Below are 25112 nucleotides of genomic sequence, written 5' to 3'. Positions count from 1 at the left end.
CCTCGAGTGAAAGGGGATGAGGATGGAAATGCGTGAACTGCTCAAGGCTGCCGTGGCGATGCTGGTTTTAGTGGCGGCATCGCCCGCCGCGATGGCGTGGACTCCGCCGGACGCCCGTGAGCGTTTTGGCCTGCTGGTGGCGGAGAGCCAGAAGGCGGACGACGCGCTCCATCCGCTGCGTCTTGCCGAGCGCGGCCTGCCCCCGACCGGGGCCGTCTTCGTCGATCCGCAGAGCGAGGCCTTCGCCCGGCAGCTGGCGACCAACAAGCGCGCCGAACTGTCGGGGCTGGCCGGCATCGACCGCGCCTCCCTGGGCGAGAAGGACCAGATTGCCTACGACGCGTTCCGCTACCAGGCCGAGCAGGCGCTGGGCGACATCGACAGCGGCATCCACGCGATCCGCAACCTGGTGCCGCTGAACGCCTCCTTCGGCCTGCACGTCGAGTTCCCCGACTACCTGTCGGGCGTCCGCTTCAAGACGGTCGAAGACTACGAACGGGGGTTGGCCCAGATGGAGGGCTTCGCCGGCTACATGGACAGTACGGTGGATCGCCTGGAGCAGGGCATGGCCCAGGGCTACCACCAGCCCAAGGTGGTGGTGAACAACGTCCTGGGGCAGGTCGAGGCCTTCCTCAAACTGCCGGTCGAGGAGAATCCCTTCTACTCCCCGGTCACGCGTTTCCCCGACACCATCGGAGCCGCAGACCGCGCCCGCCTGGCGGCCGCGTACCGCCGGATCATCGAGCGCCGCACCACGCCGGCCTACGAGCGCTGGCGCACGTTCCTGCGCGACCGCTACCTGCCGGTCGCCACCGAGGGCGCAGGCCTGTGGGCGATGAAGGACGGCGCGCGCGTCTATGCGTCCCTGCTGGTCCAGCACACCACCACCACGATGAGCGCGCAGCAGATCCACCAGATCGGCCTGTCCGAAGTGGCCAGGATCCGCGCCGCGATGGAGCAGGCGCGCCAGGCGACCGGCTTCGACGGCGACCTGCCGGCTTTCTTCGAACACGTCCGCACCGGGCCCGAGTTCTACTATTCCAAACCCGAAGACCTCATCGGCCACTTCGAACGCATCGAGAAAAAGGTCTGGGAGCGGATGCCCGAACTGTTCTCACGTCGTCCGCGTGCCGCATTTGAGCTGCGTCCGCTGCCGGCGCTGGGTGACCAGAGGGGCACGGGCTACTACCGCGCCGGTCCGCCGGACGCTTCGGAGCCCGGCGTCCTGTTCTTCAACATGGCCATGTTGAACACGCGTCCCATCCCCACCCTGGAGACCCTGCAACTGCACGAGGGCGTGCCCGGCCACCACTACCAGATCTCGCTGGTCCAGGAGGACGAGAGCCTGCCGGACCTGCTGCGCTTCGGCCAGGTGCCGGCCACCGCCTACGCCGAGGGCTGGGGCCTGTATGCCGAATCCCTGGGCCAGGAACTGGGCATGTTCTCCGACCCCTACCAATGGTTCGGCCACCTGGACATGGAAATGCTGCGCGCCGTGCGCCTGGTGGTCGACACCGGTCTCCATGCCTTGCAATGGGATCGTCAACGCGCGATCGACTACATGCTGGCGAACACGTCCATGGCCCCGCGCGACGTGGCGGTGGAGATCGATCGCTACATCACCAACCCGGGCCAGGCCTGCGCCTACAAGGTGGGTGAGCTGAAGTTCCAGGAACTCCGGCGGCGTGCGACCGAGCGCCTGGGCCCGGATTTCGACATCCGGCGTTTCCACGACCAGGTACTGGACACCGGCGCCCTGCCGCTGGACGTGCTGGAAGCCAAGATCGACCGCTGGCTGATGTCGGGCGAGGCGGCGCAGTAGGCCTTGGGTGTGCGTCCTGTTCGTAGATGCTCGCTGATCTCATTCTGCGTTGCGGCCTTTCGGCACGGAAGGTTCCGGACGCCTTGCTTTGGAGGTGAACCTGATGCGTCGTCGTGAACTGCTGGTCGGCGCCGTGGCGCTCGGCGTGACGTGGCCCCTGGCCGCGCGCATGGCCGGTTCGAATCCTGTCTCCGACACGGCGGGGGATGCGCCCGCCGAGGACATCCGCCTGGCGGGCCTGCTGCAACGCCATGCCGAGGCCCTGAAGGCAGAGGAGGGTGGGGTGGACCGCCTGGCCGACTATTCGCTGGCCGCACGCGCGCGCCGCCGGCAGGCCACGCTACAGCGCCTGGCGGAACTGGGCGGTATCGAGCGTGCCGCGCTTTCGGCTACCGCGACGCTGGACTACGACACGGCCCGCTTCGTCTACGAGGCCATGGCGGACCAGTACGGACGCTACGGATTTTCGGACCTGAACCTGCGACCCAGCCCCTATGTCGTCAGCCAGATGAATGGCGCCTATTTCTGGCTGCCGGACGGCATCGGCGGACGCTCACCGATGAAGGACGCAGCGGACGGCGACCGCTACGTGGACAAGCTGGGCCAGTTCGCCGTCGCCCTGGACCAGGAGACCGAACAGATCCGCCACGATGCGGGCCTGGGCGTCATCCCCCCGGATTTCATCCTGGCCAAGACCTTGAGGCAGATCGCGACCCTGCGCGATGCCGCGCCGACCGGCAATGCACTGACGGCATCGGCCCTGGCGCGTGCGCGCGATGCCGGGATTGCCGATCTGGACCGTCGCGCCTCTGCGATCTTCGTCGAGCGCATCGTGCCTGCACTGCAACGCCAGAGCGCGTCGCTCGCGGCCTTGCAGCCCCGCGCCGACGACCGGGCGGGCATCTGGGCCAAGCCGGACGGCGAGGCCTACTACGCGTCGGCCCTGCATTCGAACACCACGGCCAGTTATGCGCCGGGTGAGCTGCATCAACTCGGCCTGGGCTGGGTAGAAGAACTGTCGGCCGAGATCGATCAGCTGCTGCGCGCGCAGGGCCTGGCACGCGGATCGGTGGGTGAGCGCATGGCCGCCCTGGATCGCCACCCGCGCTTCCTCCAGCCGGATACGGAAGCGGGGCGCCAGGCGATCATCGACTACGCCAGCGCACACCTGGATCGGATCAAGGGCCTGCTGCCGCGGGGTTTCAGGGTGATTCCGGATCGGCCGGTCGAGGTGCAGCGCATCTCGCCCGCGATCCAGGACGGCGCGCCGGGCGCTTTCTACAGCGCCAGCAGCGATCCCGCCCAGACTTCGACCATCTTCCTCAACCTGCGCTCGGTCGCGGAGAACGCCCTGTGGCGCATCCCGACCCTGCTGCATCACGAAGGGATACCCGGTCACCATTTCCAGGACAGCGTCCTGAGCGAGGCGGGTGGACTGTCGCTGTTCCGGCGCACGGTGCGTTTCTCGGCGTGGACCGAGGGCTGGGCCCTGTATGCCGAACAGCTGGCGGACGAGATGGGTGCATTCGAAAGCGATCCGTTCGGGCGCATCGGCTATCTGCAGGGCCAGTTGTTCCGTGCCTGCCGCGTCGTCGTCGATACCGGCCTCCACCACGCGCGCTGGACCCGCCAGCAGGCCATCGACTGGATGGTGGCCAACGCCGGCGAACATCGCGACGCCGCCGAGCGCGAGATCGACCGCTATTGCGTCTACCCGGGGCAGGCCTGCAGCTTCATGGTCGGCAAACAGCAGATGCTGGCAACGCGCGAGAAGGCCCGGCAACGCCTGGGCACGCGGTTCGACACGCGCGCCTACAACGACTTCATCCTGGCGTCGGGGCCGCTTCCCATGCACGTCCTCGATGGTGCAGTGGCGCTGGCTTGAATCATCGGGGTGTCGAGGAAGACGCGATAGCGTAAAAAGGGATGGGAGTGATGCTCATGCGAGGGACGACGGCGGGGCAGCCGCGACAACGCGCCAGCGCCTGGACGGTATTCCGCGTATTCCTTGGGCTTGGGCTGGTGTCGTTCGGGGGCCCCATCGCCCATCTTGGCTATTTTCGCGATGCGTTCGTGACACGACGCCAGTGGCTGACGGACGGTGCGTACGCTGAGCTTGTCGCGCTTTGCCAGTTCCTGCCCGGTCCGGCCAGCAGCCAGGTGGGCATGGCCATCGGTCTGTCGCAGGCAGGCATCCGCGGCGCCGTCGCGGCATGGTGCGGTTTCACCGCGCCGTCGGCCCTGTTGATGGTGGCGCTGGGCGCCAGTTTTTCGCACTGGCGCGACGTGGTGCCCCCCGGTGTGCTGCATGGCCTCAAGCTACTGGCCGTGGTGGTGGTGACCCACGCCGTATGGGGCATGGCGCGCGCGTTCTGTCGGACGCCGGCCGCCTGGGGGCTGATGCTGGGGGCGGCCGCGGTGCTGCTGATCTGGCCATCGACATGGATGCAGGTGGGCGTGATCGTGCTCGGCGCGCTGGCGGGCCTGGGTATGCCGGCGGGCGGACCGCCGCCACCGCTCGCGCGCACCGGGCAGGCGGGATCACGGCGGACGGGGATCGTCGCGCTGTCGGTGTTCGTGGCGCTGCTGGTGATTCCCTGGCGTGCGGCGGGCGCGGGCTCGATGCCGGACGTGTTCGGCTTGTTCTATCGCGCGGGGTCGCTGGTCTTCGGCGGCGGGCACGTGGTCATGCCGCTGCTCCAGGAGGGCGTGGTGGCGCCGGGATGGGTCACGCAGGAGGTCTTCCTGGCGGGCTACGGCGCCGCGCAGGCGGTACCGGGGCCGATGTTCACCTTCGCCGGCTATCTCGGTGCCGCGATGGAGGCGGGTCGGGGCGGATGGGTGGGCGGCGCACTGGCGCTGGTGGCGATCTTCCTGCCGTCGTTCCTGTTGGTGGTCGGTGTGCTGCCGTTCTGGCAACGCATCGCGGGAGTGCCACGCATGCGCGCCGTGCTGGCGGGCATCAATGCCGCGGTCGTCGGTCTGCTGTTGGCGGCGCTGTGCGGTCCGCTGAGGGCAGAGGCGTTACGGGGAATCGCCGACCTGATCGTGGTGATCGTGGGCGTCGTGGCATTGGTGCGATGGCGGGTGCCGACAGCATGGCTGGTCCTGGCGGCGCCGCTCGCCGGCATGCTGGCGCTTGCGCTGCGCTGAGCGCGTCCAGTCCCTGGCCCTGTGCGACAATGCATGCGGCGGAGCCGGCCAGACAGTCGCGTCATCGGAAACGATGCCGAGGAAAGTCCGGGCTCCACAGGGCACGGTGCCAGGTAACGCCTGGGCGGCGCGAGCCGACGGAAAGTGCAACAGAAAGATACCGCCGAACGGTTCTTCGGAATGCGTGGCAAGGGTGAAATGGTGCGGTAAGAGCGCACCGCGAGTCCGGCAACGGACCGGCACGGCAAACCCCACCGGGAGCAAGACCAAATAGGGAGGCTATGCTGCGGCCCGCAGTGTCTCCGGGTAGGTTGCTTGAGCGTAACGGTGACGTTGCGCCTAGAGGAATGACTGTCCACGACAGAACCCGGCTTACCGGCCGGCTCCGCCGCTGGCTTTCCTGCGCAGGCGCAGGAAAGCCCCCAAAGTTTGCGGGAGCAAACTTTGGGCCCCGAGCCTTGCTGCCATACCCCCATCCGCACCTGCGGTGCGGATCGCCCCCTGACTCAGGGGGCTGGTAAGGCGGAGCTTCGACAGCTCTCTGTAGGAGCGACGTGAGTCGCGACCGCAAACCCTCAGCGGCGATGGCGCTGGGCTACGCGCCGGGTCCGATCCGCAATGTCGTTTCGCCCTCGAAAATGCCTTCCGGCCCGAAGCGGCGCTCGCTGATCCAGCCGTGCCCGGCATGATCGATCGCGATCAGGGTGCTGGCGCGGGTGCCGTAGCGGGCGTCGCGGATGAACGCGGCCGACAGCAAGCGTTCCAGTTCGAGCCCCACGCCGGTGTCGGGGAGTCGGGTGTCGTCGGCGCGGGTCTCGTCGGCCAGGGCATCCCACAGCGGCGACACGTCGTCCTCGCCCGACGCCATCCAGGCCGCCAGGCGCTCCTTCAGGGCCAGGGTCTTCGGCCACGGTTCGTCCAGGTCGCCGTTGGACAGGCCGTGCAGGCCGGGTGCGAGGGTGGTCCGGCGCGGGGTGGGGTAGTTGCTCAGGTACTCGCAGGTCGTCGCATCGACCAGCACCAGATTGAAGGGGGCGAAGGCCTCGGCAGCTGCCAGCAGTCCCGAGGCGCGGTGGTCCGCGCCATCGGGCGATTGCAGGAACCCGGCCGCCAGCTGTCCCCGTGAGGGAGCCCCCGGCACCTGGATGCGCGGGTCGCGCACGTTGGTGACCACCGCCATCCGGCCCTGCCGGTCCGCGCCCGCCCAGGTGCCGCCGGACTGCAGGTCGCGGCCGGCGAGCACGTGCGGCGCCGATGCCCAAGGGGCCAGCGGAGCCGTCGGGCGCGCATGGAACTCGTCGCGGTTGCCGGCCAGCAGCAGCCGCCAGCGGGGATGCACGTTCCAGGCGAGCGCAAGCAGGCACATGGGGGAATTCTGGACCCCCGGTTCGCGCAGTTCCACACCCGCGGGTGCCTCACCACGGTGGGCGGCGTGAAGGCGTGGTCACCTCACTGAATCATTCCTCAATCTCAAAATTTGAGACGAAACAGCAACTTGTGGATAAGGCTTGAACAAGTCTCTGAAGTTTGCCGCAAGCCATTGATCCGCCAAGTGATTTCCCGCCCGTTTTCCTGTTGACAACCCTGTGCGCGGTGGTAACGTGGTCAACAGAGGGAAAACCGGGTTTTTGGTGGTTTTTCGTGGTTCAATGGGTCGCTCGTCAGGGCGTCGGGAAGGCAGCGTCGTGTTTCAGGGTGAGACCGCCATCACAGTGGACGACAAGGGACGGCTCGCGGTGCCCACCGCGTACCGCGACCTGGTCGCGCGCGAGTGCGGCAACCGCCTGGTGATCACCTACAACCCCTTCGAGGCCGGCAGCCTGTACCTGTACCCGGAAAAGGTCTGGCAGCGGGTCCGCGACGACGTCAACAAGCTGCCCAGCACTCAGCGCGCGCATCGCAGCCTGCAGCTGAAGCTGGTCGGCGCCGCCTCGCCGGTGGAGCTGGACGGCAACGGCCGCATCAGCATCCCGGCCAGCCACCGCAGCGCGGTGGGCATCGAGAAGAAAGCCGTGCTGCTCGGCATGGGCGAGAAATTCGAACTCTGGAGCGAACAGGCGCACCACGCGCAGATCCGTCAGACCCTCACCGACGACGATCTGAGCGCACACATGCTCGAGTTGCGCTTGTGAGCCGGGGTGACGGCAAGCGGCAGTCCGCGCCGGCCGGTCACCTCCCAGCGCTGCACTTGCCGGTGTTGTACACGCAGGTCATGGAAGGGCTGCAGGTGAAAGAGGACGGAACGTACCTGGACGGCACCTTCGGGCGCGGAGGCCACGCGCGCGGCGTGCTGCAACGACTCGGCCCGGGAGGCCGGCTGCTGTTGATGGACAAGGATCCCGACGCGATCGCGCATGCCGAACAGATGTTCGCGGGCGACGCGCGCGTGGCGATCCGTCGCGGCAGCTTCGCGTCGATGGCTCAGTGGGATGAAGCCGCCGCGGGGCTCGATGGCGTGCTGCTTGACCTAGGCGTGTCTTCGCCGCAGCTGGACGTGGCCGAGCGCGGCTTCAGCTTCGGCAAGGACGGTCCGCTGGACATGCGCATGGACCCGGAATCCGGCGAGAGCGCGGCCGACTGGATCGCGCGTGCCGACGAGCGCGAGATCGCCGATGTGCTGTGGACCTACGGCGAGGAGAAGCAGAGCCGCCGCATCGCGCGCGCCATCGTTGCCCGTCGCGCGACCCAGCCGTTCACCCGCACCGCCGACCTGGCATCGGTGATCGCCTCGGTCATGCCGCGCGGCGACAAGATCCATCCTGCCACGCGCAGCTTCCAGGCCATCCGCATCCACATGAACCGCGAACTCGCGGACCTGGAACTTGGCCTGGACGCCGCATTGGCCTGCCTCAAGCCCGGTGGCCGGCTGGCGGTGATCAGCTTCCACTCGCTGGAAGACCGCATCGTCAAGCAGTTCATCAACAAGCACGCCAAGGCGCCGCCGGCCAACCGCCGGCTGCCGGTGGCCGAGACGTTCGTGCCCACGCTGCGCGCCATCGGCAGCGGCCAGAAGGGCGAGCCCGATGAAGTGGCCACCAACCCGCGCGCCCGCAGCGCGGTGCTGCGGGTGGCCGAGAAGCTGGAGGCCGCGGCGTGACGCGCTTCCTGCTCGCCGTCCTGGTGCTGGCCAACATCGCTTCCGCGATCGGGGTGGTGTACGCGCGCCACCGCCATCGCGTGCTGTTCGACGAGGTGACGCGGCTGGAGCGCGCGCGGGACGAACTGAACGTCGAATTCGGTCGCCTGCAGCTGGAGCAGGCCACCGTGGCCGAAGCCACGCGCATCGACCAGGTCGCGCGCGTGCGCCTGGGCATGAAGTTCCCGGAAGCGGCCGACATCGTGGTGGTGCGTCCATGAACGCCGCGCCGGCCAAGAACCGCAACCGTGCGCGCTTCAACCTGCGCGGCCGCCTGGCCCTGGTGCTGGGCGCGATGGGCCTGTGCTCGGTCAGCCTGGTCGGCCGCGCGGCTTACGTGCAGCTGATCAACCACGACTTCTACCAGCGCCAGGGCGATGCGCGCTTCCTGCGCGAGATCCCCATCCCGACCTCGCGCGGCATGATCACCGACCGCAACGGCGAGCCGGTGGCGGTGTCCTCGCCGGTGGAATCGGTGTGGGGCAACCCGCAGGAACTGCTGAAGACGCCCGACCGACTGCCCGAGCTGGCGCAGGCGCTCGGCGTGCCGCTCGACCACCTGACCAACCGCCTGTCGCAGAAGGCCGACAAGGAGTTCCTGTACCTCAAGCGCCGGATCAATCCGGACGAGGCGCAGAAGATCCTGGCGCACAAGATTCCCGGCGTGTTCTCCCAGCGCGAGTTCCGCCGCTTCTACCCGCAGGGGCCGGCGATGGCCCACGTGCTGGGCTTCACCAACATCGACGACCGCGGCCAGGAGGGGCTGGAACTGGCGTTCGACGAATGGCTCAGCGGCACGCCGGGCGTGCAGAAGGTGATCCGCGACAACCGCGGCCGCATCGTCGAGAACGTCGACCTGATCCGCTCCGCGCAGCCGGGCAAGGACCTGACGCTGAGCATCGACCGCCGCATCCAGTACCTGGCGCACCGCGAGCTGCGCAATGCGCTGCTCGAACACCAGGCCAGCAGCGGTTCCATCGTGATCATGGACGTGGCCACCGGCGAAGTGCTGGCGATGGTCAACCTGCCCACGTACAACCCCAACGCGATCGACCGGGTGAAGCCGGATGCGCGCCGCAACCGCGCGCTGACCGACATGATCGAGCCCGGCTCCACGATGAAGCCCCTGACCGTGTCGACGGCGCTGAAGGCCGGCGTGGTCACGCCTTCGACGCTGGTCAACACCAATCCGGGCTACATGGCCCTGAACAGCCGCTACACCATCCGCGACGTGCCCCGGAACAACGGCGTGCTGACCGTCACCGGCGTCATCACCAAGAGTTCGAACATCGGCTCGATCAAGATCGCCGAGAAGCTGCCCAACGACTACTTCTACGAGAGCATCCATAGCTTCGGCTACGGGCAGAAGCCCGGCAGCGGCTTCCCGGGCGAGTCCGCCGGCATGCTGGCGCCGCCGGACCGCTGGAACGGCCTGCAGAAGGCGACGATGTCGTATGGCTACGGCCTGGCGGTCACGCCGCTGCAGATCGCGCGCGCCTACTCCGCATTGGGCAACGGCGGCAGGCTGGTGACGCCGACGTTCGTGAAGGGCCAGCGGAGCGAAGCGCCGCAGGTGCTCGATCCCGCGATCGCACGTGAAGTCGTCGGCATGATGGAAACCGTGGTGACGCAGGGCGGCGCCAAGCGGGCCGGCGTGCTGGGCTATCGCGTGGCGGGCAAGACCGGCACGGCCCGCATCGCGTCCGGCGGCGGTTATGCGAAGGGCCGCTACGCGTCCTTCTTCGCCGGACTGGTGCCGGCCAGCAATCCCCGCTTCGCGGCCGTCGTGGTCATCAACGATTCGCAGGAAGGCGGCTACTTCGGCGGCCTGGTCGCCGCGCCGGTCTTTCACGACGTGATGGATGGCGCGCTGCGCCTGATGGACGTGCCGCCGGACGACATCGAGGCCTGGCTGGCCGCGCAGGCCAAGAACGCAGGCAAGCCGGGTGCGGCCGCGCAGGCGCCCGTGCCGACGCCGATCGTCGACGATGCAGTCGATACCACGGACCCGTCCGCATTCGACGCCCCGCACGCCACGCTGCCGGCCACGGGAGCGACGCGATGAGGCGGATGATGGCTCTCGCCGAACTGTTGCCCGACGTGGACGTGCCGCGCGACATCGTGGTGCGCGGACTGACCCTGGACAGCCGCAGCGTGCAGCCGGGCGACGCCTTCGTGGCCATCGCCGGCTTCGGTGCGCACGGGCTGAACTTCGCGGCACAGGCGAAGGAGAACGGCGCCAGTGCGGTCCTGTTCGAGCCGCCGGTACCGGACGGTTTGGAAGCGCCACGCGACGCGATCGCGGTACCGGGGCTGCGCGCCCGCATGGGCGCGATGGCCGACCGGTTCCACGCCGCGCCCTCGCACGACATGAAGATGGTCGGCGTGACCGGCACCAACGGCAAGACGTCCACGGTGCAGCTGCTGGCGCAGGCCTGGCACCTGCGCGGCATCCGCTGTGCGACGGTCGGCACGCTGGGCGCCGGCATGTATGGCGAGGTGGTGCCGACCGGCTTCACCACGCCGCTGGTGCTGCAGATGCATGCACTGCTGGCGCAGTTCCGCGATGCGGGCGCGAAGGCGGTGGCGATGGAAGTCAGTTCGCATGCGCTGGACCAGGGCCGCGTCGACGCCGTGCATTTCGATGTGGGCGTGTTCACCAACCTCACCCGCGACCACCTGGACTACCACGGCGACATGGAGCGCTACGGCGCGGCCAAGTCGCTGCTGTTCTTCCGCCCCGGCCTGAAGGCGGGCGTGGTCAACCTGGACGATGCCTATGGTCGCGACCTGTTCGCCCGGCTGCCGCACGGCGTGCAGCGCATCGGCGTCAGCTCGCGCGGGCAGGCCGATGCCAGCGTGCGCGCGGATGCGCTGCGCCTGGACGGCAACGGCATCGGTTTCGACCTGGTGATCGGCGACGAGGTGCAGCCGGTGCAGTCGCGCCTGCTGGGCCGCTTCAACGTGGACAACCTGCTGGCCGTCGCCGGTGCGCTGCGCGCGTTGGGCGACAGCACCGCCGACATCGCGCGCACGCTGTCGCGGCTGGCGCCGATCCATGGCCGCATGAACCGGCTGGGGGGCGATACCGACGCGGCCGGCGTCCGTCGTCCGCTGGTCGTGATCGACTACGCGCACACGCCGGATGCGCTGGAGCAGGCCCTGGCCAGCCTGCGCGACCACGTGCAGGGCCGGCTGTTCTGCGTGTTCGGCTGCGGGGGCGACCGCGATACCGGCAAGCGTCCGCAGATGGCCGCCATCGCCGAACGCCTGGCGGATGTGGTGGTGGTCACCGACGACAACCCGCGCACCGAGGACGGCGACGTCATCGTGGCCGACATCATGGCCGGCTTCGCGAAGCCGGCTGCCGTGCTCGTGCAGCGCGACCGGGCGCAGGCCATCGCGCAGGCCGTCGCCCAGGCGGGTCCGGACGACATCGTGCTGGTGGCCGGCAAGGGTCACGAGCCTTACCAGGAAATCCATGGCGTGAAACACCCGTTCGACGACACCGCGGTGGCGCGCCACGCCCTGGAGGACCGTCGATGAAGCGGCTTCCCCTTTCCCTGCTGGCGCACTGGGCCGGTGGCGAACTGATCGGCGATGATCTGGTGATCGGCTCATTGACCAACGACACCCGCACCCTGGTGCCGGGCAGCCTGTACGTGGCGCTGCGTGGCGAGCGCTTCGACGGGCACGACTTCGCCTACGACGCCTCCATGCGCGGTGCCGCCGCGGTGCTGGTCGACCACGAGGTGAAGGTCGACGTGCCGCAGGTCGTCGTGCCGGATACCCTGCTGGCGCTGGCGCGCATCGCCGCCGGCCTGCAGCGCGACCGCGTGGAAAAGACGGTCGCCATCACCGGCAGCAACGGCAAGACCACGGTCAAGACGCTGGTGGTCTCCATCCTGCAGCGGGCCGGCGTCACCTATTTCAACCCCGGCAACCGCAACAACGAGATCGGCCTGCCGCTGGCGGTCATCGACGCGCCCGACGATGCGGACTTCGCCGTCTACGAGATGGGCGCCGGCAAGCCGGGCGACATCGCCTACCTCACCGACATCGTCACGCCGGAAGTGGCGCTGGTGAACAACATCGCCGCCGCGCACCTGGAGCGCATGGGTTCGCTGGTCGGCGTGGCCGAAACCAAGGGCGCCATCTACGACGCGCTGCCGGCCGACGGCACCGCGGTGATCAATGCCGACGACGCGTTCGCCGAGTACTTCGCCAGCCGCGTGCCGGATCGCCGCATCCTGCGTTTCGGGCTGGATGCCACGGCCGACCTGACGGCACGCGACATCCGCGCGACCGCGGACGGATCGGATTTCGTGCTGGTGGCCCCGCATGGCGACGTCGTCGTCAGCCTGCACCTGCCGGGTCGCCACAACGTGCGCAATGCGCTCGCCGCCGCGGCGCTCGCCATGGCCTGCGGCGTATCGCTGGCGACCATCGCCGACGGTCTGTCGGCCGCGCAGCCGGTTGCCGGGCGCCAGGTCGCGCACACGTTGCCCAACGGCGCGGTGGTGATCGACGACAGCTACAACGCCAACCCCGGCTCATTGATCGCGGCCATCGAGACGCTCGCCGCCGCGAGTGCTCAGGACGGCGGGGAAGGCTGGCTGGTGCTGGGCGACATGCGCGAACTGGGCGCCGACGAAGAAGCCCTGCACGCCGACATGGGCGCGCGCGCCCGGGCCGCTGGGCTCCGCCGGCTGTACACGCTGGGACCGTTGAGCGCCGCCGCCGCCGCCGCGTTCGGCGAGGGCGCGCATTCATTCCAAGATCACGCTTCGCTGGCGGCCGCACTGCGCGCCGACCTGCGGGCCGGCGTGCGCTGTCTGGTCAAGGGGTCGCGCGGCAGCGCGATGGACCGGATCGTCGCCGCCCTGCTGTCCACCGGGGAGGACACACCGCATGTTGCTTGAACTGGCTCGCTGGCTGCAGAGCCTGGAGAACTTCTTCGGCCTGTTCGGCTACCTGACGTTCCGCGGCATCCTGGCCGCACTGACGTCGCTGGCGCTGTCGCTGTGGCTGGGCCCGGCGGTGATCCGCCGGCTGGGCCAGCTGAAGGGCGGCCAGCCGATCCGCAAGGACGGCCCGCAGTCGCACTTCTCCAAGGCCGGCACGCCGACCATGGGCGGTGCGCTGATCCTGATCACGGTGGCCGCATCGGTGCTGCTGTGGGGCGACCTGCGCAACAAGTACGTGTGGGTGGTACTGCTGGTCATGCTGTGCTTCGGCGTGATCGGGTGGTACGACGACTGGATCAAGATCGTCAGGCGCGATCCGAATGGCCTGAAATCCCGCTGGAAATACCTGCTGCAGTCGATCTTCGGCCTGGCCGCGGGCCTGTACCTGTATCTGTACGCCGACGTGCCGGCGGCGACCACGTTCTACGTGCCGTTCTTCAAGTCGATCGCGCTGCCGCTGGCCGGCGTCGGCTTCGTCGCCATCGCGTACTTCTGGATCGTCGGCTTCTCCAATGCGGTCAACCTGACCGATGGCCTGGATGGGCTGGCGATCATGCCGACGGTGCTGGTGGCCTGCGCGCTGGGCGTGTTCGCCTACGCCTCCGGCAATGCGGTGTTCTCCAACTACCTGCAGATCCCGCAGGTGCCGGGCGCCGGCGAGCTGACCATCATCTGTGCCGCCATCGCGGGCGCGGGCCTGGGCTTCCTGTGGTTCAACACCTATCCGGCGATGGTGTTCATGGGCGACATCGGCGCATTGGCGCTGGGCGCGGTGCTGGGCACCATCGCGGTGATCGTGCGCCAGGAACTGGTGCTGGTGATCATGGGCGGCATCTTCGTCATCGAGACGCTGTCGGTGATGATCCAGGTGGCGTCGTTCAAGCTGACCGGCAAGCGCGTGTTCCGGATGGCGCCGATCCATCACCACTTCGAACTGAAGGGCTGGCCGGAGCCGCGCGTGATCGTGCGCTTCTGGATCATCTCCGTCGTGCTGGTGCTCGTCGGTCTGGCCACGTTGAAGGTGCGCTGATGAACGACACGCCGCGCCAGGCCACGCGACTGGAAGCCATCGGGGGGCGCTTCGACCCCTGGTTGCTCGGCGCCATGCTGGCGCTGGCGTCGTTGGGCGTGGTGATGGTCGCCTCGGCGTCGATCTACCAGCACGGCAATCCGTTCTACTACCTGATCCGCCACGGCATGTTCCTGGTCGCGGGCGCGGGCCTGGCGTGGTGGGTGACGCGCACCGAGCTGAAGAGCATCGAGGCGCGCAACCACCTGCTGCTGCTCGGTTGCGTGGTGCTGCTGTTGCTGGTGTTCGTGCCGGGACTGGGCGTGAGCGTGAAGGGCGCGCACCGCTGGATCAACCTGGGCGTGTCGAACTTCCAGGTCGTGGAAGTGGTGAAGGTGTTCTTCATCGTCTGGCTGGCCAGCTACCTGGTGCGCTTCCGCGACGAGGTCAACGCGACCTGGGCGGCGATGCTGAAGCCGTTGGGCGTGGTGGTGCTGCTGGTTGCGCTGCTGCTGATGCAGCCGGACTTCGGTTCGTCCTCGCTGCTGCTGGCGATCACCGCCGGCATGCTGGTGCTGGGCGGCGTGAACATGCCGCGCATGTTCGGCCCGGTGCTGGTGGGCCTGCCCATCCTCGCCGTGATCGCCATCGCCGAGCCGTACCGCATGCGTCGCCTGACGTCATTCTCCGATCCGTGGGCCGATCCGTTCGGCAGCGGCTACCAGCTGACCAATGCCTTGATGGCGATCGGTCGCGGCGAATGGTCGGGTATCGGCCTCGGCGGCTCTGTGCTCAAGCTGAACTACCTGCCCGAAGTGCATACCGACTTCATCTTCTCGGTGATCGGCGAAGAGCTTGGCTTCGTCGGCGTCTGTCTGGTGGTGACGCTGTACGCGCTGCTGGTCGGCCGCGCGTTCGTCATCGGCCTGCGCTGCGTGGAAATGCGCCGCCATTTCGCCGGCTATGTCGCCTTCGGCGTGGCGCTGTGGATCGGCATGCAGAGCTTCGTCTCGATGGGGGTGAACCTGGGTCTGCTGCCGACCAAGGGTCTGACCCTGCCGCTGATCTCCTCCGGCGGGTCGAGCATCCTGATGACCTGCGTGGCGATGGGCCTGTTGCTGCGGGTGTCGTACGAACTCGAGCGCACCCAGCGCCAGGTCGCCCTGCGTGGCGAAGCACTGCAGACCACGCCATCGGGCGAAGCGCGTGCGCCGGCCGATAGCGCATCGCCGCAACCGCCTTCGCTGTCCGAAAAGCTGCGTGGCACCAGCCGCCTGCGCTCGCGTGTCGAACCGACCTTCGAGAGGATCGCATGAACGTTGCGACCTCCCCGGCACCCGTGATGATGATGGCCGGTGGCACCGGCGGTCATATCTTTCCCGCGCTGGCCGTGGCCAAGGTGCTGCGCGCGCGCGGCGTGCCGGTTGTATGGCTGGGCGCTGAAGGTGCGATGGAAACACGGCTGGTGCCGCAGCACGGCATCGAACTGGACACGCTCGCGATCACCGGCCTGCGCGGCAAGGGCAAGCTCGCCTTGCTAGGCGCGCCGGTGCGTGTGCTGCGTGCGATCCGTGCGGCGGGTTTCGTGCTGCGTCGCCGGGCGCCCCGCGCGGTGGTCAGCTTCGGCGGCTTCGCGTCCGGCCCCGGGGGCGTCGCCGCGCGCCTGATGGGTCTGCCGCTGCTGGTACACGAACAGAACCGCGCGGCCGGCTTCACCAACCGCGTGCTGGTAAGGGTGGCGCGCCGCGTGATGACCGGGTTCCCCGGTGCGTTCCCGCAGCGCGAGGAAGTAGTGGGCAATCCGGTGCGCGAAGAGATCGCCGCCATCGCGCCGCCGGCATCGCGCCTCGCCGGCCGCGAAGGCCCGCTGCGCCTGCTCGTGCTGGGCGGTAGCCAGGGTGCGCGCGCCCTGAACATGGCGGTGCCGCGCGCACTCGCCACGCTGCCGTCAGGCAGCGTCGATGTGCGCCACCAGTGCGGCGAGAAGCTGCGCGACGAAGCGGCCAGGGCCTATGCGGATGCCGGCGTTGTGGCGCGCGTGGAAGCGTTCATCACCGATATGGCCGAAGCCTACGCCTGGGCCGATCTTGTCGTCTGCCGCTCCGGCGCCTCCACGCTGGCCGAACTGTGCGCGGTGGGTGTGGGCAGCGTGCTGGTGCCGTTCGCACAGGCCGTCGACGACCACCAGACCCGCAATGCCGAGTACCTGGTCGAGCGCGGCTCCGCCGTGCTGTTGAAGCAGGACGACGCCCTGGCCGATGCGCTGGCAGCCACGCTGCGCAGGCTGTCCGGCGACACCGCTGCGCGCATGGCGATGGCCAAGGCCGCGCGCACGCTGGCCAAACCCGATGCGGCCGACCGCATCGCCGACATCATTCTTGAGGAAGCTATCGAAATGAGGACGCAGGCATGATGATGGCCGCCGCACGCGAGCGCCGCCTGCAGCACACCGGCAACCTGGCGAAGGAATTCCGCCGGGTGCACTTCGTCGGTATCGGCGGCTCCGGCATGAGCGGCATCGCCGAGGTGTTGTGCACGCTGGGCTACGAAGTGTCCGGCTCGGACAATGCCGACAACGCCGCGACCCGTCGGCTGGCGTCGCTGGGTGCGCGCGTGATGCGCGGCCACAACGCCTCCAACGTGCTGGGCACCGACTGCGTGGTGGTCTCCAGCGCGATCAAGCACGACAATCCCGAGCTGATGGAAGCGCGCAGCCAGCGCATCCCCATCGTGCCGCGTGCTGCGATGCTCGCCGAGCTGATGCGCTTCCGCCGCGGCATCGCCGTGGCCGGCACCCACGGCAAGACCACCACCACCAGCCTGACGGCGGCGGTGCTGAGCGAGGGCGGGCTGGACCCGACCTTCGTGATCGGCGGCCAGCTGCTGGCAGCGGGTGCGAACGCCAAGCTCGGCGACGGCCAGTGGCTGGTGGCCGAGGCCGACGAGAGCGACGGCAGCTTCCTGCGGCTGAATCCGCTGATCTCCATCGTCACCAACATCGATGCGGATCACCTGGAGAACTACGGCAACGACTTCGAACGCGTGAAGGCGGCGTTCGCCGAGTTCCTGCAGCGCCTGCCGTTCTACGGCCTGGCCGTGCTGTGCATCGACGACCCGGAAGTCGCCGCCATCGCCGCCGACACGCCGCGGCACGTGATGAGCTACGGCTTCGCCGAGCATGCTGACGTGCGTGCCGAAGACGTGGAGCAGGAAGGCGGGCGCATGCATTTCACCCTGCGTCTGCCGGAAGACGCCAGCATCCGCGTCAGCCTCGCATTGCCGGGCCGCCACAACGTGCAGAACGCGCTGGCCGCCGCCGCGGTGGGCTGGCAGCTGGGCGTGTCGCCGCAGAACATCGCCGCCGCGCTGGAGAAGTTCGCCGGCATCGGCCGCCGCTTCAACGACCTGGGCGAGATCACCACGCCGCAGGGCGCGCGCGTGCAGCTGGTCGACGACTACGGCCATCATCCGAAGGAACTGGCGGCCGTGTTCGCCGCTGCGCGCGGCGGCTGGCCGCACAAGCGTCTGGTGGTAGCGTTCCAGCCGCATCGTTACAGCCGTACGCGCGACCAGTTCGACGCGTTCGCCGCGGTGCTGTCGGAAGCCGACGCGCTGGTGCTGAGCGAGGTGTACCCGGCCGGCGAACAGCCGATCGCGGGCGCCGATGCCAAGTCGCTGGCGCGCGCGATCCGTGCGCGCGGCCGCAACGAGCCGGTGGTCGTCAGCCAGGTCGCCGACCTGGTCGACGTGCTGCCCGACGTGCTGCAGGACGGCGACCTGCTACTGATGATGGGCGCAGGCGACATCGGCCACATGTCGCAGCACATCGCCGCGCACGGCTTCAGCGGGAAGGCATCCGCATGAGCGCCGTGAACCTCGCGCCGCCACGCTTCGACGATCCCGCCCGCTTCGGCCGCGTTGCGGTGCTGATGGGCGGCACGTCCAGCGAGCGCGAAGTGTCGCTGAACTCCGGCCAGAACGTCCTTGAGGCGCTGCTGTCGCAGGGCGTGCAGGCCTTCGCGGTGGACGGTGTGCCGGCCCTGGTGGAGGCGATCCGTGCCGGCCGGGTGGACCGCGTCTTCAACATCCTGCATGGCGGCGACGGCGAGAACGGCGTGCTGCAGGGACTGCTGCAGTCGCTCGGCGTGCCCTATACCGGTCCGGGCGTGCTGGGTTCGGCGCTGACGATGGACAAGATCCGCACCAAGCAGGTGTGGCAGGCGGCGGGCCTGCCGACGGCGGGCTTCGTGCGCATCGCGCCCGGCGACGACCTGGCCGCGGCCGTGCGTGCACTGGGCTTTCCTGTTTTCGTCAAGCCTTCGACCGAGGGCTCCAGCGTTGGTGTGTTCAAGATCGAGAGCGAGGATGACCTGGCGCCCGCCGTCGCGTTCGCCTCCTCCTATGCCGGCGAACTGCTGGCCGAGCAGATGCTGACCGGCGGCGAGTTCACCGTCGGCATCCTGGGCGACGTGGCGCTGCCTTCGGTGCGCATCGTGCCGGCGCAGGGCTGGTACGACTATCACGCCAAGTACATCGCTGACGATACGCAGTACCTGTGCCCCGGCCTGGACAGTGCCGACGACGAGGCCCGGATCCGCACGCTGGCGCTGGAAGGCTTCCGCGCCGCCGGCTGCAGCGGCTGGGGCCGCGTCGACGTGATGCGCCATGCCGATGGCCGCTTCCTGCTGATGGAAGTCAACACCGCGCCCGGCATGACCAGCCATTCGCTGGTGCCGAAGGCCGCCGCACAGGTCGGCATCGGCTTCGAAGCGCTGTGCTGGCGCATCCTGGAGCAGACGGTGCCGGAGGTGGCGGGCCCATGAACGCCGCCCTGCGCATCCTGACCTGGCTGCTCGCGCTGGCGCTGGTCGCGCTGCCGGTCGTGGCCGTGGTCAACGGCTGGATCGGCGCCGAGCGCTGGCCGCTGAGCAAGCTGCGCGTGCAGGGCGAACTGGCGCGCGTGCAGCCGGCGCAGCTGCAGGCCGCGGTGCTGCCGCATGCGCGTCGCGGCTTCTTCGCGGTGCGGCTGGAGGACGCCAAGCAGGCGGTCGAGAAGCTGCCCTGGGTGGAGCGCGCCGAAGTGCGCAAGCGCTGGCCCGACGTGCTGGAGGTCCGCATCACCGAACACAAGCCGTTCGCGCGCTGGGGCGAGGACAAACTCCTGTCCGAGCACGGCCGCCTGTTCCCGATGCCGAAGGAGCTGTCCGGCCTGGACCTGCCGCAGCTCGGTGGGCCCGAATCCCAGGTGCAGGAAGTGACCGCGCTCTACAACGAGTCGCGCCAGCTGTTCGCGCCGATGGGCCTTGACGTCACCACGCTGGTGATGGATGCCCGCGGCAGCTGGTCGCTGCTGCTGGGCAACGGCACCCAGGTGGTGGTCGGTCGCACCGACGCGCGCCCGCGCCTGGGCCGGTTCGCGCGGATGCTGCCGCAGCTGCTGGCCGCGCAGGCGCAGCCGCTGGTGCGCGCGGACCTGCGCTACACCAACGGCTTCGCGCTCAGCTGGGGCGAAGCGCCCAAGGCGCCGCCGCCGGCCGCCATACCGACTCCATTGCCTGCGCCGATCGCGGCCGCAGGTCGTCTTCTGCAGGGCATTACATGAATCGCAAGGGTGACAAATCGCTGATCGTCGGGCTGGACATCGGCACCTCCAAGGTGACGGCGCTGGTCGGCGAGTACGCACCGGGCAATCCGATCGAAGTGATCGGCATCGGCTCGCACGAGTCGCGCGGCCTCAAGCGCGGCGTCGTGGTGGACATCGAATCCACGGTGCAGTCGATCCAGCGTGCGATCGAGGAGGCCGAGCTGATGGCCGGCTGCGAGATCCGCTCGGTCTACGCCTCGATCTCCGGCAACCACGTGCAGTGCCGCAACTCGCCCGGCATCGTCCCGATCCGGGACGGCGAGGTCACGTGGGGCGACCTGGACCGCGTGCTGGAAGCGGCGAAGGCTGTCGCCATCCCGGCCGACCAGAAGATCCTCCACGCCATCCCGCGCGAGTACAAGCTGGACAACTCGCAGGAAGGCATCCGCAATCCGGTCGGCATGACCGGCGTGCGCCTGGAAGTGGACGCGCACCTGGTGTTCTGCGCGCAGTCGGCGGCCGCCAACATCAGCAAGTGCGTGCAGCGCTGCGGCCTGCAGATCGACGACCTGATCTTCTCCTCGCTGGCCTCCAGCGTCGCCGTGCTGACCAGCGACGAGCGCGAGCTCGGGGTGGTGCTGGTCGACATGGGCGCGGGCACCACCGACCTGGCGGTGTTCGTGCAGGGCGCGATCTGCCACACCGCTTCGCTGCCGATCGCCGGCGACCAGGTGACCAACGACATCGCGCACATGCTGCGTACGCCCACGCCCGAAGCCGAGCAGATCAAGGTGCGCTATGCCTGCGCGCTGGCCCAGCTGGCGACGGCCGAGGAAAGCATCCAGGTGCCGAGCGTGGGCGACCGTCCGCCGCGCCGCCTGCCGCGCCATGCGCTGGCGCAGGCCGTGCAGCAGCGCTACGAGGAGATCTTCGAGATGGTGCAGGCCGAACTGCGCCGCTCCGGCTTCGAGGAGCGCGTGCGCGCCGGCATGGTGCTGACCGGCGGCGCCGCGAAGATGGAAGGCGTGGTCGAGCTGGCAGAGGAGATGCTGCAGATGCCCGTGCGCGTCGGCATCCCGCAGCACGTCACCGGCCTGGGCGAAGTGGTCGGCAACCCGGTGCACGCCACCGGCGTCGGCCTGCTGCTGATGGGCAGCCAGATCGAACACCCCCGGCGTCCGTCGCTGCCCACGGGCAAGGCGGGCAGCTGGTTCAAGAAACTGCAGAACTGGTATCGCGGCGAGTTCTGAGTGAGGTGACACCTACCGCGAAGTTGAAGGCATCACGAGTTCGTTCCACCAGCACCACATAACTAAATAAACGAGGACAAGGACATGGCACATTTCGAACTGGTTGAAAAGATGGCCCCGAATGCGGTGATCAAGGTCGTGGGCGTGGGCGGCGGCGGCGGCAACGCCGTGGCGCACATGGTCAACGGCAGCGTGGACGGCGTGGAATTCATCACCGCCAACACCGACTCGCAGGCGATCAAGAACTGTGGCGCCAAGCTGCAGCTGCAGCTCGGCAGCAACGTCACCAAGGGCCTGGGCGCGGGCGCGAATCCGGAAGTCGGCCGCCAGGCGGCGCTGGAAGACCGCGAGCGCATCATCGACGCACTGGACGGCGCCGACATGGTGTTCATCACCGCGGGCATGGGCGGCGGCACCGGCACCGGCGCGGCGCCGGTCGTGGCCCAGCTGGCCAAGGAAATGGGCATCCTGACCGTCGCCGTGGTCACCAAGCCGTTCCCGTTCGAAGGTCGCCGCCGCATGCAGGTCGCGCTGAAGGGCATCGAGGAACTGAGCCACCACTGCGACTCGCTGATCACCATCCCGAACGAGAAGCTGATCACCGTGCTGGGCCGCAACGCGACGATGATCCAGGCGTTCCGCGCCGCCAACGACGTGCTGCTGGGCGCCGTGCAGGGCATCGCCGACCTGATCGTGCGTCCGGGTCTGATCAACGTTGACTTCGCCGACGTGCGCACTGTGATGAGCGAGATGGGTCTGGCGATGATGGGCACCGGCTCGGCCCGCGGCGATGACCGTGCGCAGGCCGCCGCCGAGGCCGCCATCCAGAACCCGCTGCTGGACGACGTCAACCTCAACGGTGCCAACGGCATCCTGGTCAACATCACCGCCGGTCCGGACTTCACCATGGCCGAGTTCGACGAAGTGGGCCGCACCATCGAAGGCTTCGCCTCGGAAGACGCGACCGTCGTGGTCGGCACCGTGCTGGACCCGGACATGCAGGACGAAGTGCGCGTGACCGTGGTGGCCACCGGCCTGAACCGCAACGCCGCCCGCCAGCCGGTCGGCCGCGGCGGCGACCTGCGCGAGCCGATGCGCGCGCCGATCAAGCTGGTCCGCGACGCCACCACCGGCATGCCGATCGACGACGGCTTCTCGATGGACCCGATCGGTGCCGCCACCAGCGGCCTGGGCCTGCGCCGGGGTTCGGCTTCGCCCGCGCCGTCGGCCCCGGCCTCCGCGCCGGTGGCGGCGGAACTGCCCTCGGACTACCTGGACATCCCGGCGTTCCTGCGTCGCCAGGCGGACTGATCCACCCGCGTGCCCTCCCCGCGAGGGGAGGGAGCAAGACCGAACGACACCGCCATGTCCCTTTGCTGCCGGGCCTTCGCCGGCCCGGCAGCCCTTTCCGACGGCCTTAACAGGTCGTTGTTGCAGGCGTGGGACAGACCGGTTCTTTCGTTAAGATTCAGCGAATTGCGTGATATTCTCGCTGCCCGCTCAGGTTCCCCCCACCTGCGATTCCTGCCGATGGCCCAGCAACGCACCCTCAAGAACGTGATCCGCGCGACGGGCGTGGGGCTGCACAGCGGCGAAAAGGTCTACATGACGCTGCGTCCGGCGCCGGTCGATACCGGCATCGTGTTCCGGCGCATCGACCTGGATCCCGTGGTCGAGATCCCCGCGAGCGCCGAGCTGGTCACCGAGACGACGCTGTGCACCGGCCTGACCTGCGAAGGCGCCAAGGTGCAGACGGTCGAGCACCTGATGTCGGCAATGGCCGGCCTGGGCGTCGACAATGCCTACGTGGAACTGTCCTCGGCCGAGCTGCCGATCATGGACGGCTCCGCCGGCCCGTTCGTGTTCCTCATCCAGTCCGCCGGCGTTGCCGAGCAGGACGCACCCAAGCGCTTCATCCGCATCACCCGCCCGGTGGAAGTGACCGAAGGCGACAAGGTGGCGCGCTTCGAGCCGTACGACGGTTTCAAGCTGGGTTTCACGGTGAAGTTCGACCATCCGATGATCCCGGCCTCGCAGTCGCGTGCCGAGGTGGACTTCTCCACCGGCGCCTACATCAAGGAAGTCGCGCGCGCGCGCACGTTCGGCTTCATGCGCGACCTGGAATACATGCGCGAGCGCAACCTGGGCCTGGGCGGTTCGATGGACAACGCCATCGTGCTGGACGAGTTCCGCGTGCTGAACGAGGACGGCCTGCGCTACACGGACGAGTTCGTCCGCCACAAGATCCTGGACGCCATCGGCGACCTCTATCTCGCCGGCCGCCCGATCCTGGGTGCCTACGAGGGCTTCAAGTCGGGCCATGCGTTGAACAACAAGCTGGTCCGGGCCCTGCTGGCCGAAACCTCGGCCTGGGAAGAGGTGACCTTCGAGGACCGCGCTGCGCCGTCCCCGGTCACCTATGCGACGCCTGCCCTGGCGGTCTGAGACGCGCGTCCCTCCGGACGGTGACCCTGCTGTCGCCCGGTTCCCCACCCCCGTCACGCGGTGGTGCGGAAATGGTTACGCCTTGGCGAAACTGTGAACTGCGTCGAATTTCAGGCCCGAAAATAACCTTTTTATAACGTTTGGCTAACGTCCCGACCAACGGTGGCCGGTACCATGCCCCGTCCTTCGTGATGGCCGGGTCAATTTTTCCGGCGCCCGCGATGACCGCCCTGCGGGGTGGGGGTACCGGCGGAGTCCGGGGCCGACAGGAGGTCGAGGGCCGCTTGCAGCCCTCTGCGGGAGGCCTCCGATACGGGTACGACCGCTGCCTGCGCGGGCTTCACGACCGGCGCGAGGCGCGTCTTGGCGGTGACTTCGGTGACCGCCAGTCCGATGGATTGGGCCACGTTGATCAATTCGGGTGCCGCCAGGCGTAGCCGGGCGTTCCACACCGGGGAGTCGACGATAAAAACGAGCCGCTTGCCCGCCACGTTCGCCAATCGGCAATGCGGCGCCAGGGCAGGGGGAAGGCAGGGGCGAAGCTGCTGTTCCAAGGCGTCCAGCCACATGGCGCGACGCACCGGGTCGGTGGCGGCATCCGTCAGGGCAGCCTGCAGGGCAGGTTGCGCGATGCCGGTACGGCGCGGCTTGGACTTCGAATCAGACATCGGTATCTATGAGCTTTAAGACCATCGTAAACAATTCGCGTACCTGGTGGGCCCATGCGTCCGCCCATGGTGCCTACCGCATCCGCCTTGCCTTCCATGCGCGTCCGCTGGCCAGTGCCTCGGTGCTGGTCGCCGCCGGTCTGCTGATCGGCGTGGCCGGGCGCAGCGCCGCCGGCATGGCGCAGGTTTCGCTGCTGCAGGCCAAGGCCGAGCAGCGCGATGCCGAACTGGACCAGGTGCGCCGCGGTGCCCAGCAGGAAATCAACGCCATGGCCGCGCGCCTGGGCGAGCTGCAGGCGCAGGCCAACCGGCTGAACGCCCTGGGCGAACGCCTGACCCGCGTGGGCCAGCTGCAGGACGGCGAGTTCGACTTCAACGAGCCGGTGGGCGTGGGCGGCAACGACGTGTCCTACGACATGAAGCCCGCCGAACTGGTTGCCGGCGTGGACAAGCTGGAGCAGCAGTTCGCCGCCTCGGGCCGCCAGCTGTCCGTGCTCGAGGCGCTGCTGTTCAATCGCGAACTGGACCGGAACGCCACGCCGGGCCGCCTGCCGATCGCCAACAGCTACATCACCTCCGGCTTCGGCGGCCGCGCCGATCCCTTCGGTGGCGGTGGCCAGTACCACAAGGGCATCGACTTCAAGGCCAGCGTCGGCGATCCCGTGCTGGCGGTGGCCGACGGTGTGGTCAGCTTCGCCGGCGTGAAGGGCGGCTACGGCAACGTCGTGGATGTCGACCACGGCAATGGCTATGTCACCCGCTATGCGCACAACTCGCGCTTGACCGTGCGCGCGGGCGATCTGGTCCGCGTGGGCCAGGAAGTGGCCAAGGCCGGCTCGACGGGCCGCTCCACCGGTGCGCACGTGCACTTCGAAGTGTGGGAGAACGGGCGCGTGGTCAATCCGCGCAAGTTCCTGGGCGAAGGTCCCACGCCGGTGGGCCAGTCCGTCAAGCGCGGCTGACCGCGATCTGACGCGGCGCGGAGCCTGCTCCGCTGCCCTCCGGCCCTGGACTGGCCGTGTCTGCCATGTGGCGTCGAGCAGGCTCGACGCCAGTGCCGGCGTTCGGGAACCATCCC

The 25112-nt window shown here is 68.7% G+C and carries 21 protein-coding genes and 1 other RNA gene; 20 read left to right on the top strand and 2 right to left on the bottom strand.

Annotated elements, in window-relative coordinates:
• The first annotated feature begins 22 nt into the window (after positions 1-22).
• The 4 genes from IAE60_RS18510 to rnpB all read left to right on the top strand — a co-directional run bounded on the left by IAE60_RS18510 (position 23) and on the right by rnpB (position 5366).
• Positions 23-1822: a DUF885 domain-containing protein gene (locus IAE60_RS18510; RefSeq protein WP_187573351.1), complete on the top strand. Its 1800-nt coding sequence runs from the start codon at positions 23-25 to the stop codon at positions 1820-1822.
• 103 nt (positions 1823-1925) lie between these two features.
• On the top strand, positions 1926-3707 hold the full coding sequence (locus IAE60_RS18505; protein WP_222937165.1) for a DUF885 domain-containing protein: 1782 nt from the start codon (positions 1926-1928) through the stop codon (positions 3705-3707).
• A 41-nt stretch (positions 3708-3748) separates the two neighbouring features.
• Complete coding sequence (chrA, locus tag IAE60_RS18500; RefSeq protein ID WP_338052594.1) at positions 3749-4975, top strand: chromate efflux transporter; 1227 nt, start codon at positions 3749-3751, stop codon at positions 4973-4975.
• Between the two features lie 40 nt (positions 4976-5015).
• An RNA gene (rnpB, locus tag IAE60_RS18495) (RNase P RNA component class A) lies at positions 5016-5366 on the top strand.
• A gap of 204 nt (positions 5367-5570) precedes the next feature.
• On the opposite strand, the gene IAE60_RS18490 is transcribed toward rnpB, so the two are convergent.
• Entirely contained in the window at positions 5571-6341 is a 771-nt protein-coding gene (locus tag IAE60_RS18490; protein WP_187573349.1) for an NRDE family protein, read from the bottom strand.
• Between the two features lie 283 nt (positions 6342-6624).
• Between IAE60_RS18490 and mraZ the strand changes: the two genes are divergently transcribed.
• The 15 genes from mraZ to lpxC all read left to right on the top strand — a co-directional run bounded on the left by mraZ (position 6625) and on the right by lpxC (position 23366).
• Entirely contained in the window at positions 6625-7107 is a 483-nt protein-coding gene (gene mraZ, locus IAE60_RS18485; RefSeq protein ID WP_187573348.1) for a division/cell wall cluster transcriptional repressor MraZ, read from the top strand.
• Positions 7104-8072 carry a 16S rRNA (cytosine(1402)-N(4))-methyltransferase RsmH gene (rsmH, locus tag IAE60_RS18480; RefSeq protein ID WP_244966613.1) on the top strand — a complete coding sequence of 323 codons (969 nt, stop codon included), beginning with the start codon at positions 7104-7106 and terminating at the stop codon, positions 8070-8072. Before mraZ ends, rsmH begins: the two co-directional genes overlap by 4 nt.
• The gene (gene ftsL, locus IAE60_RS18475; RefSeq protein WP_162108395.1) at positions 8069-8332 is read left to right on the top strand and encodes a cell division protein FtsL; all 264 of its coding nucleotides are present in this window, start codon (positions 8069-8071) and stop codon (positions 8330-8332) included. The genes rsmH and ftsL overlap by 4 nt, the downstream gene beginning before the upstream one ends.
• Positions 8329-10176, top strand: coding sequence for a peptidoglycan D,D-transpeptidase FtsI family protein (locus tag IAE60_RS18470; RefSeq protein ID WP_187573347.1), 1848 nt, complete (start codon positions 8329-8331; stop codon positions 10174-10176). Before ftsL ends, IAE60_RS18470 begins: the two co-directional genes overlap by 4 nt.
• An 8-nt stretch (positions 10177-10184) precedes the next feature.
• Complete coding sequence (locus IAE60_RS18465) at positions 10185-11657, top strand: UDP-N-acetylmuramoyl-L-alanyl-D-glutamate--2,6-diaminopimelate ligase (RefSeq protein WP_425504443.1); 1473 nt, start codon at positions 10185-10187, stop codon at positions 11655-11657.
• Positions 11654-13033 (top strand): UDP-N-acetylmuramoyl-tripeptide--D-alanyl-D-alanine ligase, encoded by a 1380-nt coding sequence (locus IAE60_RS18460; RefSeq protein ID WP_187573345.1) that lies wholly within the window; start codon positions 11654-11656, stop codon positions 13031-13033. The genes IAE60_RS18465 and IAE60_RS18460 overlap by 4 nt, the downstream gene beginning before the upstream one ends.
• Positions 13023-14108 (top strand): phospho-N-acetylmuramoyl-pentapeptide-transferase, encoded by a 1086-nt coding sequence (gene mraY / locus IAE60_RS18455; RefSeq protein WP_162108391.1) that lies wholly within the window; start codon positions 13023-13025, stop codon positions 14106-14108. Before IAE60_RS18460 ends, mraY begins: the two co-directional genes overlap by 11 nt.
• Positions 14108-15403 (top strand): putative lipid II flippase FtsW, encoded by a 1296-nt coding sequence (gene ftsW / locus IAE60_RS18450; RefSeq protein ID WP_187573344.1) that lies wholly within the window; start codon positions 14108-14110, stop codon positions 15401-15403. The genes mraY and ftsW overlap by 1 nt, the downstream gene beginning before the upstream one ends.
• On the top strand, positions 15400-16500 hold the full coding sequence (murG, locus tag IAE60_RS18445) for an undecaprenyldiphospho-muramoylpentapeptide beta-N-acetylglucosaminyltransferase (protein WP_187573343.1): 1101 nt from the start codon (positions 15400-15402) through the stop codon (positions 16498-16500). Before ftsW ends, murG begins: the two co-directional genes overlap by 4 nt.
• Positions 16500-17951 (top strand): UDP-N-acetylmuramate--L-alanine ligase, encoded by a 1452-nt coding sequence (gene murC / locus IAE60_RS18440; RefSeq protein WP_187574813.1) that lies wholly within the window; start codon positions 16500-16502, stop codon positions 17949-17951. Before murG ends, murC begins: the two co-directional genes overlap by 1 nt.
• Positions 17948-18910: a D-alanine--D-alanine ligase gene (locus IAE60_RS18435; RefSeq protein WP_187573342.1), complete on the top strand. Its 963-nt coding sequence runs from the start codon at positions 17948-17950 to the stop codon at positions 18908-18910. The genes murC and IAE60_RS18435 overlap by 4 nt, the downstream gene beginning before the upstream one ends.
• On the top strand, positions 18907-19689 hold the full coding sequence (locus IAE60_RS18430; RefSeq protein ID WP_187573341.1) for a cell division protein FtsQ/DivIB: 783 nt from the start codon (positions 18907-18909) through the stop codon (positions 19687-19689). The genes IAE60_RS18435 and IAE60_RS18430 overlap by 4 nt, the downstream gene beginning before the upstream one ends.
• A complete protein-coding gene (ftsA, locus tag IAE60_RS18425; protein ID WP_055940270.1) occupies positions 19686-20921 on the top strand; it encodes a cell division protein FtsA in 1236 nt (411 codons plus the stop codon). The genes IAE60_RS18430 and ftsA overlap by 4 nt, the downstream gene beginning before the upstream one ends.
• Positions 20922-21005: 84 nt before the next feature.
• Entirely contained in the window at positions 21006-22232 is a 1227-nt protein-coding gene (gene ftsZ, locus IAE60_RS18420) for a cell division protein FtsZ (protein ID WP_162108386.1), read from the top strand.
• Between the two features lie 219 nt (positions 22233-22451).
• Complete coding sequence (gene lpxC, locus IAE60_RS18415; protein ID WP_187573340.1) at positions 22452-23366, top strand: UDP-3-O-acyl-N-acetylglucosamine deacetylase; 915 nt, start codon at positions 22452-22454, stop codon at positions 23364-23366.
• Positions 23367-23566: 200 nt separating this feature from the next.
• On the opposite strand, the gene IAE60_RS18410 is transcribed toward lpxC, so the two are convergent.
• Positions 23567-24034, bottom strand: coding sequence for a DciA family protein (locus IAE60_RS18410; protein ID WP_187573339.1), 468 nt, complete (start codon positions 24032-24034; stop codon positions 23567-23569).
• An 8-nt stretch (positions 24035-24042) separates the two neighbouring features.
• Here IAE60_RS18410 and IAE60_RS18405 point away from each other — a divergent pair, with 8 nt between their 5' ends.
• Positions 24043-24996, top strand: coding sequence for a M23 family metallopeptidase (locus IAE60_RS18405; protein WP_162108383.1), 954 nt, complete (start codon positions 24043-24045; stop codon positions 24994-24996).
• Positions 24997-25112: the final 116 nt, after the last annotated feature.

Origin of the sequence: Pseudoxanthomonas mexicana (assembly GCF_014397415.1) — a bacterium.
Lineage (GTDB): Bacteria > Pseudomonadota > Gammaproteobacteria > Xanthomonadales > Xanthomonadaceae > Pseudoxanthomonas_A > Pseudoxanthomonas_A mexicana.
The sequence above is the reverse complement of the archived record's forward strand: the minus strand, read 5'-3'. Positions and strand labels throughout refer to the sequence as shown.

What these genes read in the sequence shown, in the direction of transcription:
- lpxC (WP_187573340.1), top strand. Translation starts at nt 22,452, where the DNA reads ATGGCCCAGCAACGCACCCTCAAGAACGTGATCCGCGCGACGGGCGTG.
- IAE60_RS18470 (WP_187573347.1), top strand. Translation starts at nt 8,329, where the DNA reads ATGAACGCCGCGCCGGCCAAGAACCGCAACCGTGCGCGCTTCAACCTG.
- murC (WP_187574813.1), top strand. Translation starts at nt 16,500, where the DNA reads ATGATGGCCGCCGCACGCGAGCGCCGCCTGCAGCACACCGGCAACCTG.
- murG (WP_187573343.1), top strand. Translation starts at nt 15,400, where the DNA reads ATGAACGTTGCGACCTCCCCGGCACCCGTGATGATGATGGCCGGTGGC.
- IAE60_RS18505 (WP_222937165.1), top strand. Translation starts at nt 1,926, where the DNA reads ATGCGTCGTCGTGAACTGCTGGTCGGCGCCGTGGCGCTCGGCGTGACG.
- IAE60_RS18410 (WP_187573339.1), bottom strand. Translation starts at nt 24,034, where the DNA reads ATGTCTGATTCGAAGTCCAAGCCGCGCCGTACCGGCATCGCGCAACCT.
- IAE60_RS18460 (WP_187573345.1), top strand. Translation starts at nt 11,654, where the DNA reads ATGAAGCGGCTTCCCCTTTCCCTGCTGGCGCACTGGGCCGGTGGCGAA.
- IAE60_RS18405 (WP_162108383.1), top strand. Translation starts at nt 24,043, where the DNA reads ATGAGCTTTAAGACCATCGTAAACAATTCGCGTACCTGGTGGGCCCAT.
- mraY (WP_162108391.1), top strand. Translation starts at nt 13,023, where the DNA reads ATGTTGCTTGAACTGGCTCGCTGGCTGCAGAGCCTGGAGAACTTCTTC.
- IAE60_RS18430 (WP_187573341.1), top strand. Translation starts at nt 18,907, where the DNA reads ATGAACGCCGCCCTGCGCATCCTGACCTGGCTGCTCGCGCTGGCGCTG.
- IAE60_RS18465 (WP_425504443.1), top strand. Translation starts at nt 10,185, where the DNA reads ATGGCTCTCGCCGAACTGTTGCCCGACGTGGACGTGCCGCGCGACATC.
- ftsW (WP_187573344.1), top strand. Translation starts at nt 14,108, where the DNA reads ATGAACGACACGCCGCGCCAGGCCACGCGACTGGAAGCCATCGGGGGG.
- ftsA (WP_055940270.1), top strand. Translation starts at nt 19,686, where the DNA reads ATGAATCGCAAGGGTGACAAATCGCTGATCGTCGGGCTGGACATCGGC.
- ftsZ (WP_162108386.1), top strand. Translation starts at nt 21,006, where the DNA reads ATGGCACATTTCGAACTGGTTGAAAAGATGGCCCCGAATGCGGTGATC.
- mraZ (WP_187573348.1), top strand. Translation starts at nt 6,625, where the DNA reads ATGGGTCGCTCGTCAGGGCGTCGGGAAGGCAGCGTCGTGTTTCAGGGT.
- IAE60_RS18435 (WP_187573342.1), top strand. Translation starts at nt 17,948, where the DNA reads ATGAGCGCCGTGAACCTCGCGCCGCCACGCTTCGACGATCCCGCCCGC.
- chrA (WP_338052594.1), top strand. Translation starts at nt 3,749, where the DNA reads ATGGGAGTGATGCTCATGCGAGGGACGACGGCGGGGCAGCCGCGACAA.
- IAE60_RS18510 (WP_187573351.1), top strand. Translation starts at nt 23, where the DNA reads ATGGAAATGCGTGAACTGCTCAAGGCTGCCGTGGCGATGCTGGTTTTA.
- IAE60_RS18490 (WP_187573349.1), bottom strand. Translation starts at nt 6,341, where the DNA reads ATGTGCCTGCTTGCGCTCGCCTGGAACGTGCATCCCCGCTGGCGGCTG.